This is a genomic window from Variovorax sp. Varisp85 (assembly GCF_047304045.1).
Taxonomy (GTDB): Bacteria; Pseudomonadota; Gammaproteobacteria; order Burkholderiales; family Burkholderiaceae_C; genus Variovorax.
In genome coordinates this window covers 1-16,253 of the sequence record NZ_JBGLYN010000047.1, presented here as the reverse complement: position 1 = coordinate 16,253, position 16,253 = coordinate 1, and the positions used below count along the sequence as shown (strand labels likewise).

Genomic DNA, 16,253 nt, shown 5'->3' with positions numbered 1-16,253 from the left:
CTTTTTCGAGGCAAAGAACGCAAACACCTGTCGCCAACCCCGGCATACACTTTGCGTGACCATGGGCTCGCGCCCTACCGGGCACAGACCCAAGCAATCAGCCAGGCCCACAAGGCCCTGCCATACGGAGACAGACACCATGAACGCCCCGCTGCCCGAGCACATCCGCAAGGCGCTAGAAACCGTCACGCTCGACGACAAGTACTCCCTCGACTACGGCCGTGCCTTCATGAGCGGCGTCCAGGCCCTCGTGAAGCTGCCCATGCTGCAGCAACTGCGCGACAAGCAGGCTGGCAAGAACACCGCCGGCTTCATCAGCGGCTACCGCGGCTCTCCGCTAGGCGGCTACGACCAGGCGCTGTGGAAGGCAAGCAAGTTCCTCAAGGAACGGAACATCGTCTTCCAGCCCGGCGTGAATGAAGAGCTGGCGGCCACCGCACTGTGGGGCACCCAGCAGCTGGGCTTCTCGCCCGCGGGCACCAACAAGTTCGACGGCGTGTTCGGCATCTGGTACGGCAAGGGCCCGGGCGTGGACCGCTGCTCCGACGTCTTCAAGCACGCCAACATGGCCGGCACCACCGAATTCGGCGGCGTGATCGCGGTGGCGGGCGACGACCACATCTCCAAGAGCAGCACGGCCGCGCACCAGAGCGACCATATCTTCAAGGCCTGCGGCACGCCGGTGTTCTTCCCCACGAGCGTGCAGGAAATCCTCGACCTGGGCATCCATGCCTTCGCCATGAGCCGCTTCTCGGGCGTGTGGTCGGGCATGAAGACGATCCAGGAGATCGTCGAGTCGAGCGCCACGGCGATGATCGACCCCGAGCGCGTCGAGATCGTCATCCCCACCGACTTCGAGATGCCGCCCGGCGGCCTGCACATCCGCTGGCCCGACCATGCGCTGGAGCAGGAAGCCCGGCTCATGCACTACAAGTGGTATGCCGCGCTGGCGTACATCCGCGCCAACCGGCTGAACCACAACGTGATCGAGGGCCCGAACGACCGCTTCGGCATCATGGCCAGCGGCAAGGCCTTCAACGACACGCGCCAGGCGCTGATCGACCTCGGCCTGGACGACGCGGCCTGCCGCCAGCTCGGCATCCGCCTGCACAAGGTGGGTGTGGTGTGGCCGCTCGAGGCGCAGCTCACGCGCGAATTCGCCACCGGCCTGCAGGAGATCCTGGTGGTCGAGGAGAAGCGCCAGGTCATCGAATACCAGCTCAAGGAAGAGCTCTACAACTGGCGCTCCGACGTGCGCCCCAACGTGGTCGGCAAGTTCGACGAGGGCGAAGTGCACGCGGCCGAGGGCTACTCGGGCGGCGAATGGTCGATGCCCAACCCGACCGCGCACACCCTGCTGCGCGCCAATGCCGACCTGAACCCCGCGCTGATCGCCAAGGCCATCGCCTCGCGCCTGAAGAAGACTGGCCTGCTGGCCGCCGCCGGCGCTGACATGGCCGCGCGCATCGATGCCCAACTCGCCATCCTCGAAGCCAAGGAACGCGCGATGGTGGTGCAGCAGGCCTCCACCAGCGTGGCCGACGCCACGCGCCAGCCCTGGTTCTGCTCGGGCTGCCCGCACAACACCAGCACCGTGGTGCCCGAAGGCTCGCGCGCCATGGGCGGCATCGGCTGCCACTTCATGGCGACCTGGATGGACCGCTCCACCATCGGCTTCACGCAGATGGGCGGCGAGGGCGTGCCATGGGTGGGCCAGCAGCCCTTCACCACCGACCAGCACATCTTCGCGAACCTGGGCGACGGCACGTACTTCCACAGCGGCCTGCTCGCCATCCGCCAGAGCATCGCGGCGGGTGTGAACATCACCTACAAGATCCTCTACAACGACGCGGTCGCCATGACCGGCGGCCAGCAGGTCGGCGAGCGGCCGGAAGGCCACTCGGTGCTGCAGATTGCCGAGAGCCTGCATGCCGAGGGCGCCGCGAAGGTCGTGATCGTGACCGACGAGCCCGAGAAGTACGAGGGCGTGCACATCCCCGGCGACCATGTCCAGGTGAAGCACCGCGACCTGCTCGACGAGGTGCAGCGCGAGTTCCGCAAGATCCCCGGCACCACGGCCATCATCTACGACCAGACCTGCGCGACCGAGAAGCGCCGCCGCCGCAAGCGGGGCACGGCCGTCGATCCGGCCAAGCGCGTGGTCATCAACGAGCTGGTCTGCGAAGGCTGCGGCGACTGCAGCGTGCAGAGCAACTGCCTGTCGGTCGAACCGCTGGAGACCGAGTTCGGCCGCAAGCGCACCATCAACCAGAGCAGCTGCAACAAGGACATGAGCTGCCTGAAGGGCTTCTGCCCGAGCTTCGTCACCGTCGAAGGCGGCCAGCTCAAGAAGAAGGGCAAGAACAAGGGCGCCACGCCGGCCGAGTTCGGCCTGCTGCCCGAGCCCGCGATTCCGTCGCTGGTCGGCGGCAAGGTCTGGGGCGTGGTGGTGGCGGGCGTCGGCGGCACCGGCGTGATCACCATCGGCCAGCTGCTCGGCATGGCGGCGCACATCGAGGCCAAGGGCATCGTCACGCAGGATGCGGCCGGCCTCGCGCAGAAGGGCGGCGCCACCTGGAGCCACGTGCTCATCGGCGACACGCAGGACGACATCCGCACCACGCGCGTCGGCACCGCGGCGGCCGACCTGATCCTGGCCTGCGATCCGCTGGTCACGGTCAACGGCGAAACCATGGCGCGCATGCGCGAAGGGCGCACGCACGTGGCGCTCAACAGCCACAGCTCGCCGACGGCGGCTTTCGTGCGCAACGCCAACTGGCAGAACCCCGAAGACGCTTGCGCCGCCGAGATCGCGCGCGCCGTGGGCGTCGACGGCATGGGCACCTTCGACGCCGATGCCGCCGCCACCACGCTGATGGGCGACAGCATCTACGTCAACCCGATGATCCTGGGCTACGCCTGGCAAAAGGGCTGGATCCCGCTGGCGCACGAGTCGCTGATGCGCGCCATTGAACTCAACGCCGTGGCCATCGAGAACAACAAGACGGCGTTCGAATGGGGCCGCCAGGCGGCGGTGCGTCCTGAGGAGCTGCAAAAGCGCGTGCGTCCCGGCCAGGTCATCGAGTTCAAGAAGCGCGAATCGGTCGAAAGCCTGGTCGCGCGCCGCGTCGAGTTCCTGACCGGCTACCAGAACGCCGCCTACGCCGACGAATACAGGCAGTTCGTCGGCAAGGTGCAGCAGGCCGAATCGGCCGCCGGCAAGAGCACCGCGCTGACCGAAGCGGTCGCGCGCTATCTGTTCAAGCTGATGGCCTACAAGGACGAGTACGAAGTCGCCCGCCTGCACACCGATCGCAGCTTCCTCGACCGCGTCGAAGGCATGTTCGAGGGCGACTACAAGCTCAACTACCACCTGGCGCCGCCGCTCATCGCGAAGAAGGACGCCAAGGGGCAGCTCCAGAAGCAGAAGTTCGGCCCCTGGATGCTCACGGGCTTCCGCTTCCTCGCGAAGCTGAAGGGCCTGCGCGGCACGGCGCTCGACATCTTCGGCCGCACCGAGGAGCGCAAGACCGAGCGCGCGCTGATCGGCGAGTACCGCGCCAGCATCGAGGAAGTGATCGGAGGCCTGCGCGCGGACAACCACGCGCTGGCGCTGGAAATCGCGGCCCTGCCCGAGCAGATCCGCGGTTACGGCCACGTGAAGGATCGCAACCTGGCGGCGGCCCGCACCCGCTGGAGCGAGCTGATGGCCAAGTGGCGCAATCCGCAGGGGCAGCGCGCGGCGGCCTGATCTTCAAGGCTGGTCGACCATGCAACGGGCGCCCGATGGGCGCCCGTTGCTATTCAAAACATAGCAAAACGGCGCGCAATCCTCTGCCCGGAAAGCCCTCCCGGCCGCGCCGGATAAGCGCGCGGAGCGGTCATCTGCGCCGAATACAATGGCCGGTGCTGTGCGCGGCCAAGCCGCGCCGCGCTTTGACTTGCGGTCCGCCTCCTTCGCGGCCGCGAAGCCCAAGGAACCGCGGGCACGTCCTGCGCTCCCATCGTTTTCTCTTCCCTCTGCTGGAGACTCTCTTGTTCATTTCCTCTGCTTTCGCCCAGACCGCGCCCGCTGCAGCCGGCGGCGGTGACATGTTGTCCTCCCTCGGCAGCATGCTGCCGCTGGTGCTGATGTTCGTGGTGCTGTACTTCGTCATGATCCGGCCCCAGATGAAGCGCCAGAAGGAAGCCCGCGCCATGATCGAGGCCCTGGCCAAGGGCGACGAAGTCGCCACCGCCGGCGGGGTGCTCGGCAAGATCACCTCGATCGGCGACCAGTACCTCGGCCTCGAAATCGCCAATGGCATCGAGATCAAGATCCAGCGCAGCGCCGTGGTGCAGGTCTTGCCCAAGGGCGCCGTCAAGCAATAAAAGCGTGAGCTGAACCTTGCGCCTTGCGGCGCAGGGCCCCAATTCACGCCGTGTTCCGTTTCAGAAAAAGCGCTTTCTCATGAACCGTTACCCGGTCTGGAAGTACGCGATCATCGTGGTCGTGTTGCTCGTGGGGCTCATCTACGCCCTGCCCAATTTCTTTGGCGAGGCGCCTGCGGTGCAGGTGTCGGCTGCGAAGTCGACCGTCAAGATCGACGCGTCGACCCGGGCCAGGGTGCAGGAGCTGCTCAAGACGGCCGGCCTCACGCCCGAACTGCTGAGCCTCGAACCCACCGCGGTGCGGGCGCGGTTCGCCACCACCGACGACCAGATCAAGGCGCGCGATACGCTGCAGCAGGCCCTGGTGCCGAACGCGGACGAACCCTCCTACGTGGTGGCGCTGAACCTCGTGTCGCGCTCGCCCTCGTGGCTGACCGCGCTGCATGCCTTCCCGATGTACCTGGGCCTCGACCTGCGCGGCGGCGTCGACTTCCTGCTGCAGGTCGACATGCGCGGCGTGCTCGACAAGAAGGCCGAATCCTTCGCCGGCGACATCCGCATGGGGCTGCGCGAGAAGAAGGTGCGCGGCAGCGCCGTAAACCGCAACGGCCAGACCGTCGAAATCACGCTGCGCGACGCCGACAGCGTGGAAACCACCCGGCGCCTGATCCAGGACACGATGCCGGACCTCAGCACCGTCGAGAGCCAGCAGGGCACCGAATGGCGCATCGTGGCCAGCATCAAGCCCGAGGCCGCGCGCCGCATCCAGGACGCGGCGCTCAAGCAGAACGTCACGACGCTGCACAACCGGATCAATGAACTCGGCGTGGCCGAACCCGTGATCCAGCAGCAGGGCATCGACCGCATCGTCGTGCAACTGCCCGGCATGCAGGACCCGGCCCAGGCCAAGACCATCATCGGACGCACCGCCACGCTCGAAATGCGCATGGTGGACGAAAGCGCCGAAGGCCGCTCGGCTGAACTGAGCGGTGGGCCGGTGCCTTTCGGTTCCGAGAAATTCCTCGATCGCCAGGGCCGTCCGGTGATCGTGAAGAAGCAGGTGCTCGTCACCGGCGAGAACCTCACCGACGCGCAGCCCGGCTTCGACCAGCAGAGCAACCAGCCCAAGGTCGACCTGACCATGGACTCGAAGGGCGGCACCATCATGCGTGACGTGAGCCGCGAGAACTACAAGAAGCGCATGGCCATGCTGATCTTCGAGAAGGGCAAGGGCGAAGTGCTCACGGCCCCGTCGATCAACGGCGAACTGGGCAACCGTTTCCAGGTGTCAGGTTCGATGACCGTGTCCGAAGCCAACGACCTCGCGCTGCTGCTGCGCGCCGGCTCGCTGGCCGCGCCGATGGAAATCATCCAGGAACGCACCATCGGCCCGACGCAGGGTGCGGAGAACATCAAGAAGGGCTTCGACAGCGTGATGTACGGCTTCGCCGCGATCATGGTGTTCATGTGCATCTACTACGCGCTGTTCGGCCTGTTCTCGTCGATCGCGCTGGCCGTCAACCTGATGCTGCTGGTGGCCATTCTCTCGATCCTGCAGGCCACGCTCACGCTGCCGGGCATCGCGGCCATGGCGCTGGCCATCGGCGTGGCGATCGACTCCAACGTGCTGATCAACGAGCGCGTGCGCGAGGAACTGCGCAACGGGGCGTCGCCGCAGGCGGCGATCCATGCGGGCTACGAACGCGCCTGGGGCACCATCCTCGACTCCAACGTGACCACGCTGATCGCGGGTATCGCGCTGCTGGCCTTCGGCTCGGGTCCGGTGCGCGGCTTTGCGGTGGTGCACTGCATCGGCATCGTCACCTCGATGTTCTCCGCCGTGTTCTTCTCGCGCGGCCTCGTGAACTTCTGGTACGGCCAGAAGAAGAAGCTCAAGACGGTGTCCATCGGCACGGTGTGGCGGCCGAAGACCGACGGCGCGGCCGTGGCCGAAACCAAGTAAGAGGCAGAAGAGGCAGCCATGGAATTCTTCCGCATCCACAAGACCATCCCGTTCATGCGCCACGCGCTGGTGCTGAACATCATCTCCTTCGTCACCTTCGCGCTGGCGGTGTTCTTCCTGTTCCACCGCGGGCTGCACCTGTCGGTGGAGTTCACCGGCGGCACGGTGATGGAAGTGGCATACACACAGTCGGCCGACGTCGGCAAGGTGCGCGACATCGTCGGCAGGCTGGGCTACACCGAAGTGCAGGTGCAGAGCTTTGGCAAGTCGGTGCAGATCCGCCTGCCCGTGAAGAAGGGCGTGACCTCCGCCCAGCAGAGCGCACAGGTGATGGACGCGCTGAAGGTGGCCGAGCCGACGGTGGAGCTGCGCAGCAACGAATTCGTCGGCCCGCAGGTCGGCGACGAACTCACCACCAATGGCCTGAAGGCCCTGGGCATGGTGGTCGTCGGCATCATGATCTACCTGGCGTTTCGCTTCGAGTGGAAGTTCGCGCTGGCCACCGTACTGGCAAACCTGCACGACGTGGTGATCATCCTGGGCTTCTTCGCCTTCTTCCAGTGGGAGTTCTCGCTGGCGGTGCTGGCGGCGGTGCTGGCGGTGCTGGGCTATTCGGTGAACGAATCGGTCGTGATCTTCGACCGGATCCGCGAGAACTTCCGCCGCTACCGGAAGATGTCGACCACCGAGATCATCGACAACGCGATCACCTCGACCATCAGCCGGACCATCATCACCCACGGCTCCACCCAGCTGGTGGTGCTGTCGATGTTCTTCTTCGGCGGCCCGACCCTGCACTACTTCGCGCTGGCGCTGACCATCGGCATCTGCTTCGGCATCTACTCGTCGGCCTTCGTGGCGGCGGCGATCGCCATGTGGCTCGGCGTGAAGCGCGAAGACCTCATCAAGGGCGGCCCGACCAAGCGCGACGGCGAATCCGAGGACGACCCGAACGCCGGCGCCGTGGTCTGACGGATACTTCGGGGTTCAACACAGCGGCGGCGGCCCGGCTGCCACCGCGGTTCGCATGCAACGCCGGGCGCTCTCCGCACTTGTGCGGTGGCGCTTCCCGATGCAAGCTCGCAGTTGTTGCCGACGAATCGACCATCCTGGCCTTCCCGACTTTTCAATGAGCATTGCGCGGTCCGCCTCTTCCCTGCAGCTCGCACGCGAGACGCGTGAGCGTTTCGTATCGGCCACCGAGGGCGCCATTGCGCCGCTGGCCGGCGCGATCCGGGACCGGTTGACGGCCCTGGCCTCCGAGGTCGGCAACGCCCGTTCCATGCAGGAAAACCGCGACGACTTCGTCGCGTTCCAGGGCCACGCCACGCAATGGGTGACGCTCGCGCAGGCCGGCTGGCGCAAGGCGCTGGGCACCACATCCGGCGCCATGACCGCGCCTGCGGCGCTGCGGCTCGAACTGATCGGCAATGAAGTGGTGGAGAGCAACATCCTCTCCTCGCGCCTCGCGCAGATGATCCACGACAAGGCCAGCTTCGAGCTCAGCGACCTGCGCCTGCGCATCCAGCACCTCGAAGGCACGACAGAGCTCGACGCCAAGGACGTGCTCAAGCCCGAGACGCTGGCCAAGCTGCTGGTCGACCAGTGGCTGGCGGCAGGCCTGAGCCGCGGGTTGTGGGCCCGTGTGCAGGACACGGTGCAGCAGGGGCTGGTCGAGGTGATCGTCAAGGCCTACGAGAGCGCCAATGCCTATCTGATCGCCAATGGCGTGATGCAGGAGATCGATCTCAAGAGCTTTGTCCGGCGCACGGGCAATGCAGGCGGCGGCGGATCGGGCGTCGCGCCGGTCGACAGCGGCATGACCGGCGGTTCTACCATTGCGCAGCGCCCCGGGTACGGATTCGAAGGACATCAGCAGGCGTCCATGCCCTCGACCATGGCGCCCACGTCGACCACCGGCGGCTCGCCGCTGATGATCGCGCGGCAACGTGCGCAGACCGCACTGCTGAGCCTCAAGCGCTTCGTGACTGCGCGCATCGGCGGCGACGCGGGCGGTGCCGCCGCACAGTTCCAGGCCGGGGGTGCGGAAGGGCGCGCCACGGGCGGCGGCGGCCAACCGGGCCAGGGCGGCGGTGCGGCGCCCCGCGTGTTCTCCAGGACCTTCGCCGGCGCCATCGCCGACGCCGAGGTCGCCTACCGGATGGCCGCCACGCAGTACATGGATGGCGCGGGCGAACAGGCCACGCTGATCCAGCAGACCGCCGTCGACCTGCGCCGGCGCTCCACCGAACTCAAGAAGCGCGCGCCCACCACGGCCGACAAGGCCACGGTCGAGATCGTGGCGCTGATGTTCCAGGCCATTCTGGCCGAAGAGCGCATTCCGTTCTCGGCGCGCGTGTGGTTCGCGCGCCTGCAGATGCCGGTGCTGCGCGTGGCCATCGCCGAGCCCGAGTTCTTCGGCACGCTGCAGCACCCCGCGCGCATGCTGATCGACCGCATGGGCTCCTGCGTGATGGGCTTCGATGCGGCCGCCATCACCGGCAGCGCGCTCGAAGGCGAGATCCGCCGCGTCGTGCAGGTGATCGAGCAGTATCCCGAAACCGGCCAGCGCGTGTTCAAGCTGGTGTTCGACGAATTCGTCGCCTTCCTCAACCGCTACCTGACCCAGAGCGACACCACGCAGCGCGTGATGAGCGTGGCGCAGCAGGTCGAGCAGAAGGAGACGATGGCGATCCAGTACACCATCGAGTTGCGCAAGATGCTCAACGACATGCCGGTGCGCGACGAGATCCGGGAGTTTCTCTTCAAGGTCTGGGCCGAGGTTCTCGCCATTGCCGCGCTGCGCTACGGCGCGCAGGGCGAACAGACCGTGATGCTCAAGCGCGTGGCTTCGGAGCTGGTATGGGCCGCGAGCGCCAAGCCCAACCGAACCGACCGCGCCCGCGTGATCCAGGACCTGCCGCAGCTGCTGCAGCGACTGCGCCAGGGCATGGCCCTGCTCGGCATCGTGGACGAGCCGCAGGAGGCGCACATCAAGACCATCGGCGCCACGCTGTCCGACGCCTTCCTGTCGAAGACCGAGGCGATCCCGCAGGCCAAGATCGAGGCGATGGCCGAGCGGCTGGCACACCTGGAAGATTTCGTGACCGACGTGGGCGGCACCGCCGATCTGCCGCTCGATGCCCACAGCATCGAGCTGCTGCTGGGCGTGGATGCGGCCTCGATCGAGGTCATTCCCGACGCCGCCGGCACCAAGGTGCCCGAGGACATGCTCGCCTGGGCGCATGAGCTGCAGGTGGGCAACTGGTTCATGCTGGACCACAACGACCGCGTGAGCCAGGTGCAGTTCGTCTGGCGCAGCGATCGCAAGCAGCTGCACCTGTTCGCGTCGTCGGATGGACGCAGCTTCCTGATCCAGGCGGGGCGGCTGGCGACCTACCTGCAGGCCGGGTTGCTGGTGCCGGCGGAAGAAGAAACGCTCACAGTGCGTGCCACGCGCGAAGCGCTGGCGAAGCTGGATGCGAATCCCGAGCGGCTGCTGAACTAGCCGCCAGCTCCTGCGGCGCCTAGTGTGCCGTGCGGCCCTCGCGCGACTCGCAGAGCTCGTCGAGCACCAGCGCATCGGGTTCGATGCCCGTGCTCCAGTGCACCATCAATACGATGATTTTCAACTCGTCGAGTGCGACCGGGTCGCCGGGCGCCGCCATGGCACGCTCGACGACGATCTCGCGCAGGCCGCAGGGCAGCACGTTCGACGATTCGAGAAAGCGGATGAAGCCGAGGCACTCGGCGCCGAGGTGCTCCTGCTCGGCCTGCGAGTAGATGCGCATCGCATCGGCGGACTGCGGCATGGCCGCTTCGGGGGTGCCCCGGAGAACGACCGTGGCGCTGCCCTCGTCGTTGGCGCTGCGCTCGATCTGCATGCCTTGCGTGGCAAGGCTCAGGCCGTCGAGCCAGTGAAGGGCCTCGCGGATTTCCTCTGCCTCGAAGCCGTGTGCGCTGAGCTTGCGGCCCAGCTGATCGGGTTCGGGACAGGCATCGCCGCGCCAATAGTTTTCGTACACAAAAACAAGCACTTCGAACATGAGCCCAATATAGCCGAGGAAAGTTGCTCGTCCCCAGGCTTCGTGCACTTCGTGTCACTTCTCCTTCCCCCTGCCGGGGGCGGGCCGGCCGCTTCGGGCGGCCGTGCGCGGCGGCCCCCGCAAAAAAAAGGCGCGGCCTTGGGCCTGGGAATCAGCCGATGGCCGTTCTTTGGAAGAGGCCGCCGGGCAGGCGTGCGATATGGCCGTCCAGCTCGAGCTCGAGCATTTTCGCCTGGAGTGCCGCGGCGCTCCAGCCGGTGCGCGCGCTGAGGGCATCGAGACTCACGGGGTCGTGGCCGAGAGCCTCCAGAAGCGGGTCTTCGTCGGTGGCGACGGCAGCCGTGCTTCCATTTCCGGACGCGGGCGTCGCCGCCGCTCGCGGCTGCAGGGGCGGCAGCTCTTCGAGAATGTCGTTGACCGATTCCACGAGCTTCGCGCCCTGGCGGATCAGCGCATGGCAGCCGCGCGATTGCGGCGAATGGATCGAGCCCGGGATGGCAAACACTTCCTTGCCCTGCTCCGACGTGAGCCGCGCCGTGATCAGCGAGCCCGACTGCAGCGCCGCCTCGACCACCAGCGTGCCGCGTGCCAGCCCGGCGATGAGCCGGTTGCGCTTCGGAAAATTCTGCGTGAGCGGCGGCGTGCCCAGGGGCAGCTCGCTCACGATCAGCCCCTGCAGCGTGATGCGGTGCGCCAGGTCGCGGTGCCGCGCGGGGTAGACCCGGTCGAGCCCCGTGCCCACCACGGCCACGGTTGCGAGCCGGGGCGCATCGCCGGCCGCATCGAGCGCGCCCTGGTGCGCCGCGCCGTCGACGCCCAGCGCGAGGCCCGACACCACGGGCAGCCCCGCCTCGCCCAGCGCCCGCGCGAAGCTGCGCGCGTTGGTGGCGCCCTGCGGCGTCGGATTGCGGCTGCCCACGACGGCGATGCTGTGGCCGAGTTGCGTGAGGTCGAAGTCCGTGGCACCGAGCACGTAGAGCATCAGCGGCGGGTCGGCCATTTCAAGCAGCGAGGCCGGATAGCCGCTGTCGCCCAGCGTCACGATGCGGCGCGAGACGCCGCCATCGGCCGCCTGCAGCCATTGCCAGGTCTGGTCGATCTGCGCCTGCAGGCCGGGAGGCGGCTGCAGCAGCGCTTCGGCCTGGGCCAAGGAGACGACCTCGCGCAGCGCGGCAGGGGGCTGCGCAAAGATGCCGTCGGGCAGCCCGAAGGCCGCGAGCAAACGGCGTGCGGCACCGTCACCGATGCCGGGCGTCAATGAAAGCCGCAGCCAGCCTGCGAGTTCTGCGCGTTCCAAACGAATGTGCGAGGAATGAAGCCGGGGTCGCTGGTCAGGGGTTGACGAGGAAGTCGCCGGCGCGCGGAGTGTCGTTGATTTCGAGCACCAGCGCGTAGGACACCTTCTCGAAGGTGCGGAACACCATCAGCAGGCCGATGCGTTCGTTCGGCAGCTTGATGGTTTCCTTGCGGGCGCCGGTGCGGTCGAGGATGGTTTCGCCGTTCTTCAGGATGGCCAGCACATGGCCGTTGTCGATGCCGTCGCGCGTGCCCTTGTTGATGGCCACCACCTGGTTCTGTGCCGCGAACTGCACCGCGTTGCCATAGACCGACACGATGCGGCCGTCCACCTGGGTGGAGGGCGCGCGCGGCGCGTAGCTCAGCAGCTGGCGCGGCGGCTCGGGCAGCAGGCGGTCGCCGGCGCGCATTTCCTCGCGCGACGCGACGATGTCGATGCTGGCAGGCACCACCGTGATGACGTCCTTGTCTTCCACCGTCTCGACCGTGGTCGACTCGCCGCGCTGCAGCCGGGCCTTGCCCAGGTACTGCGCCTCGTAGCCGAGGATTTCGCCCGTGCCCGGGTCCTTCAGCGGCGTGGCGTTGCGGAAGATCCGGAAGTTCTGCACCGGTCCCGGCACCTCGACCAGCGGCGCTTCGGCGCTGCCGCGGGCATAGGCCCGGTCGCCGCGCGACAACAGGACGCGGCTGTCGTTGCCCGCGACGATGCGCGGCGCGCTTTCCAGCGTGCCGGCGTCCACCACGATGGGTTCGCTGAGGAAGGGCTCGATGATGCTCGGGTTGAGCGTGGGCAGTGCCATGCCGGCCAGCGAGTCGAAACGGGTGCGAGGTGACAGCTTGATGGTTCCGCCGTCGCCGCTGAAGCCGCCGCGGCGGGTGGTCAGGCGGGCGCGGCCGCCGCTCTTGTCCAGGTAGAGCACCTGGCCCGGATAGATCCGGTGCGGGTTGGCGATTTCATTGATGTTCATGCCCCACAGCTCCGGCCAGCGCCAGGGGCGCAGCAGGTAGAGGCGGGAGATGGCCCAGAGCGTGTCGCCGGGCTTGACGGTGTATTCGTCCGGCGCCTTGGGCGACAGTTCGCTCAGCGGCACGCCGGCCTGGGCGGTCTGCTGCGCCGTGGCGCGCTGCTGCGGGGTGACGGGGTAGTTCTGGGCCCAGGCTGTCGTGGCGCCGCAACTGCCGATGACCGCCAGGGCTGTCAGCGTGGCGAGGAGGGAGGGGCGCTGGCGTTCGGTGAGTCTGAGCTTTTTCATGTCTGGATGGGTGAGCGCCCACGGTAGCGCGGCGCATACGAATCTCACAATTTGCTACGAATTCTGCGCTGAAGCCCTTTGGAGGGCAACGATTTCGGGCTCCTGCGGCGCCTTGAGTCGCGGAATTGGCGAAAATAGCCACAACTTTCCCCCGATTTCATGGCCAAACGAATCATTCTGAGTTACCCGGACAAACGCCTGCACACGGTGGCCAAGCCGGTGCAGGGCGTCGACGCGCGCGTCAAGGCGCTGGTCGCCGACATGCTGGAAACCATGTACGACGCCAGCGGCATCGGCCTGGCGGCGACCCAGGTCGACGTGCACGAGCGCGTCGTCGTCATCGACATTTCCGAGGAGCGCAACCAGCCGATCGTGTTGATCAACCCCGAGATCACCTGGGCCAGCGACGAGAAGGTGCTGAACGAAGAGGGCTGCCTCTCGGTGCCCGGCATCTACGACGGCGTGATGCGATCCACCTCGGTCAAGGTGCAGGCGCTCGACGAGAACGGCGAGTCGCGCACCATCGAGGCCGACGGCCTGCTCGCCGTGTGCATCCAGCACGAGCTCGACCACCTGCTGGGCAAGGTGTTCGTCGAGTACCTTTCCCCCCTGAAACGCAACCGCATCAAGAGCAAGCTGCTCAAGCAGCAGCGCGAAGACCTGCGCGAACGGGCCTGATCCCATGCGCGCACGCGGTTTCGGTTCCCTTGCCGCACAGGCGGTCGTCGCCGTCGCCACCCTGGGTCTTGCCGGCTGCGCCAACGAGCCCACGCGCATCCAGCCGGGCGCCACGGCCGCCGACACCCTGCAGCGCCTGGGCGCGCCCACGGGGCGCTACCCGCTGACGGGCGGCGGCGAGCGGCTGCAGTACTCGCGCATGCCGGCCGGCTTCGAGGTGACCGACATCGATGTCGACGCCTCGGGCAAGGTGGTCTCGGTGACGCAGGTGCTCAGCGAGGCGCGCTTCGGCCAGGACATCAAGGTCGACCAGTGGCGCCAGAACGATGTGGTGGCCTTCTACGGCCGCCCCTATGAAATCACCCGCGTCAGCTCCTTCGACGGTGTCGTCTGGACCTGGCGCTACAAGGCCGTGAACGAGCGCCGCATGCTGTACATCTACATCGATCCGACCGGCGTGGTCCGGCGCTATCACACGGGGGACGATCTCGAGCTCGATCGGATCCGCGATTGAGCCGCCTCAGAGTCGTTTTCGCGGGCACGCCCGAGTTCGCGCGCGTCGCGCTGGAGGCCATTGCCGCCGCCGGCCATGACGTGGTGCTGGTAATGAGCCAGCCCGACCGGCCCGCCGGCCGCGGCATGAAGCTGCAGGCGTCGCCCGTCAAGCAATGCGCGGTCGCCAACAATTGGCCCGTGGCCCAGCCGCGCAGCCTGCGGCTCGATGGCAAGTATCCCGACGAAGCCTCGGCCGCGCGCGACACCCTGCTGGCCGCCAGGCCCGACGTGATGGTGGTCGCGGCCTACGGCCTGATCCTGCCCCAGTGGGTGCTCGACCTGCCGGTGCACGGCTGCCTCAACATCCATGCGAGCCTGCTGCCACGCTGGCGCGGCGCCGCGCCGATCCACCGCGCCATCGAGGCCGGCGACGCACGGACCGGCATCACCATCATGCAGATGGACGCCGGGCTCGACACCGGCGACATGCTGCTGCGCGAGGCCGTCGACATCGGCGACGACAACACCGCCCGCCTGCACGACCGGCTGGCCGAACTGGGCGCAAGGATGATCGTCGAGGCGCTTGCGGATATCGGCGCGCTCGTCCGCACGCCGCAGCCGGCCGAAGGCGTCACCTACGCCAGCAAGGTCGAGAAGCACGAGGCGCTGATCGACTGGGCCCAGCCGGCCGACGCCATCGTGCGCCGCATCCGCGCCTTCGACCCCTTTCCCGGCGCCAACAGCCCGCTCGATGGCGAGACCATCAAGCTCTGGGCGGCCCATGCGGTGCCGTCACCCATGGCATCGGCCGCGCCGGGCACGATCCTCGCCGTCAGCGATGCCGGCGTGGCCGTGGCGGCGGCTGCCGATTCGGTTGTCGCCGTCACCGAACTCCAGCGGCCGGGCGGCAAGCGCCTCGCCGTGGCCGATTTCCTGCGCGGCTTCGACCTGAAGCCCGGGCAGGTGTTCGGCTGATGTTTCTCTCGCAAAGCATCCGCGGCCGACCGGAATTCCGCATCGGCATGCGCGACATGTCTCCGGTGGCGCTCGGCATCGGCGCCTGGGGGCTGATGACCGGCGTGGCCATGGTCAAGTCGAACATGAGCGTGCTCGAGGCCGTGGCGATGACCCTGCTGGTCTATGCGGGCAGCTCGCAGCTCGCGGCCATTCCGCTGCTGTTCGCGGGCGCGCCGGCCTGGGTGATCCTGGCCACGGGCTTCTGCGTCAACCTGCGCTTCGTGGTGTTCAGCCTGCACCTGCGCCCCTACCTCATGCACATGCCGCGCTGGCGCCGCATGCTGCACGGCTACCTTACGGCGGACATGAGCTACGCGCTCTTCACCAAGAAGTACCCGAAGCCGCCGCTGACCATCGCCGAGCAGGAAGCCCAGGAGGCCTACCTCACCGGCAACTACTTCGTCACCTGGTGCGCCTGGATGGGCATGAGCCTGCTAGGCGTCGCGCTGGCCAACTTCATTCCGCAGAAATGGGGCCTGGGCTTCGCGGGCGTGCTGAGCCTGGTGGCCATCGTCTGCTCGATGGCGACCACGCGGCTGCGCGTGCTGGCCGGGCTGATCGCCGGCGCCACGGCCGTGGCGGCCTATGCGCTGCCGCTGAAGCTCAACATCGTGGCCGCCATCGGCGTGGCCGTGCTGCTGTGCTTCTGGCTCGAGAAGCAGCTCGGGCTCGACCCGAACGCGGAGGACGACAAGTGAGCAGCGCCGGCGCTACCACCGACTGGTGGACCATGGCCGTGATCGTCGGCCTGGCCCTGGTCACCGTGCTCACGCGCTGCTTCTTCTTCATCCTCGACCGGCCCTGGGGCCTGCCCGAGTGGGCGCACCGCGCGCTGCACTACGCGCCGGCCGCCGCGCTCGCGGGCGTGATCGCGCCCGAGATCGTCATGACGCAGGGCCACCTCATCACCACGCTGCACGACGCGCGCCTGTACGCGGCGGTGGTCGGCGCCGCGTACTTCTACTGGCGGCGCGGCGTGCTCGGCACGATGCTCGCGGGCATGGCTGTGTACCTGCCGCTGCACCTCGGGCTGGGCTGGTAGGCCGCCGCGGGGGGGGCCCCCCCCCGGCCCCCCCCCCCCCCCCCGGGGGGGGGGGGGAGGGGGGGGCGGCGGGGGGAATAACCGGGGGGGGG

At 67.7% G+C, this 16,253-nt stretch carries 13 protein-coding genes; 10 read left to right on the top strand and 3 right to left on the bottom strand.

Annotation, left to right across the window (positions count from 1 at the left end):
- Positions 1-139: 139 nt before the first annotated feature.
- The 5 genes from ACCC97_RS18660 (at position 140) to ACCC97_RS18640 (ending at position 9,842) form a co-directional block, all read left to right on the top strand.
- Positions 140-3,751, top strand: a complete 3,612-nt coding sequence (locus ACCC97_RS18660) for an indolepyruvate ferredoxin oxidoreductase family protein (protein ID WP_413334308.1) — start codon at positions 140-142, stop codon at positions 3,749-3,751.
- Between the two features lie 284 nt (positions 3,752-4,035).
- Positions 4,036-4,371, top strand: a complete 336-nt coding sequence (gene yajC, locus ACCC97_RS18655) for a preprotein translocase subunit YajC (protein ID WP_007829092.1) — start codon at positions 4,036-4,038, stop codon at positions 4,369-4,371.
- A gap of 79 nt (positions 4,372-4,450) precedes the next feature.
- Entirely contained in the window at positions 4,451-6,334 is a 1,884-nt protein-coding gene (gene secD / locus ACCC97_RS18650; RefSeq protein WP_007829091.1) for a protein translocase subunit SecD, read from the top strand.
- A gap of 18 nt (positions 6,335-6,352) precedes the next feature.
- Positions 6,353-7,306, top strand: a complete 954-nt coding sequence (gene secF / locus ACCC97_RS18645) for a protein translocase subunit SecF (protein WP_413334306.1) — start codon at positions 6,353-6,355, stop codon at positions 7,304-7,306.
- Positions 7,307-7,463: 157 nt separating this feature from the next.
- On the top strand, positions 7,464-9,842 hold the full coding sequence (locus ACCC97_RS18640; RefSeq protein WP_007829089.1) for a DUF1631 family protein: 2,379 nt from the start codon (positions 7,464-7,466) through the stop codon (positions 9,840-9,842).
- 19 nt (positions 9,843-9,861) lie between these two features.
- Here ACCC97_RS18640 and ACCC97_RS18635 read toward each other — a convergent pair whose 3' ends face one another.
- The 3 genes from ACCC97_RS18635 to ACCC97_RS18625 form a co-directional block, all read right to left on the bottom strand.
- A complete protein-coding gene (locus tag ACCC97_RS18635; protein WP_007829088.1) occupies positions 9,862-10,380 on the bottom strand; it encodes a DUF494 family protein in 519 nt (172 codons plus the stop codon).
- A gap of 151 nt (positions 10,381-10,531) precedes the next feature.
- On the bottom strand, positions 10,532-11,677 hold the full coding sequence (dprA, locus tag ACCC97_RS18630) for a DNA-processing protein DprA (protein WP_413334304.1): 1,146 nt from the start codon (positions 11,675-11,677) through the stop codon (positions 10,532-10,534).
- A gap of 34 nt (positions 11,678-11,711) precedes the next feature.
- Positions 11,712-12,929 (bottom strand): LysM peptidoglycan-binding domain-containing protein, encoded by a 1,218-nt coding sequence (locus tag ACCC97_RS18625; RefSeq protein ID WP_007829086.1) that lies wholly within the window; start codon positions 12,927-12,929, stop codon positions 11,712-11,714.
- Positions 12,930-13,088: 159 nt separating this feature from the next.
- Here ACCC97_RS18625 and def point away from each other — a divergent pair, with 159 nt between their 5' ends.
- Genes def through ACCC97_RS18600 form a run of 5 tightly spaced genes read left to right on the top strand, consistent with a single transcriptional unit; the run spans position 13,089 to position 16,161 of the window.
- The gene (gene def, locus ACCC97_RS18620) at positions 13,089-13,607 is read left to right on the top strand and encodes a peptide deformylase (protein ID WP_056592978.1); all 519 of its coding nucleotides are present in this window, start codon (positions 13,089-13,091) and stop codon (positions 13,605-13,607) included.
- 4 nt (positions 13,608-13,611) lie between these two features.
- Positions 13,612-14,121, top strand: a complete 510-nt coding sequence (locus ACCC97_RS18615; protein WP_413334302.1) for a hypothetical protein — start codon at positions 13,612-13,614, stop codon at positions 14,119-14,121.
- Complete coding sequence (fmt, locus tag ACCC97_RS18610) at positions 14,118-15,077, top strand: methionyl-tRNA formyltransferase (RefSeq protein ID WP_413334300.1); 960 nt, start codon at positions 14,118-14,120, stop codon at positions 15,075-15,077. The genes ACCC97_RS18615 and fmt overlap by 4 nt, the downstream gene beginning before the upstream one ends.
- Positions 15,077-15,817, top strand: coding sequence for an AzlC family ABC transporter permease (locus tag ACCC97_RS18605; RefSeq protein ID WP_056592968.1), 741 nt, complete (start codon positions 15,077-15,079; stop codon positions 15,815-15,817). Before fmt ends, ACCC97_RS18605 begins: the two co-directional genes overlap by 1 nt.
- Before the next feature lie 32 nt (positions 15,818-15,849).
- Positions 15,850-16,161, top strand: a complete 312-nt coding sequence (locus tag ACCC97_RS18600; protein WP_126021278.1) for an AzlD domain-containing protein — start codon at positions 15,850-15,852, stop codon at positions 16,159-16,161.
- Positions 16,162-16,253 lie beyond the last annotated feature (92 nt).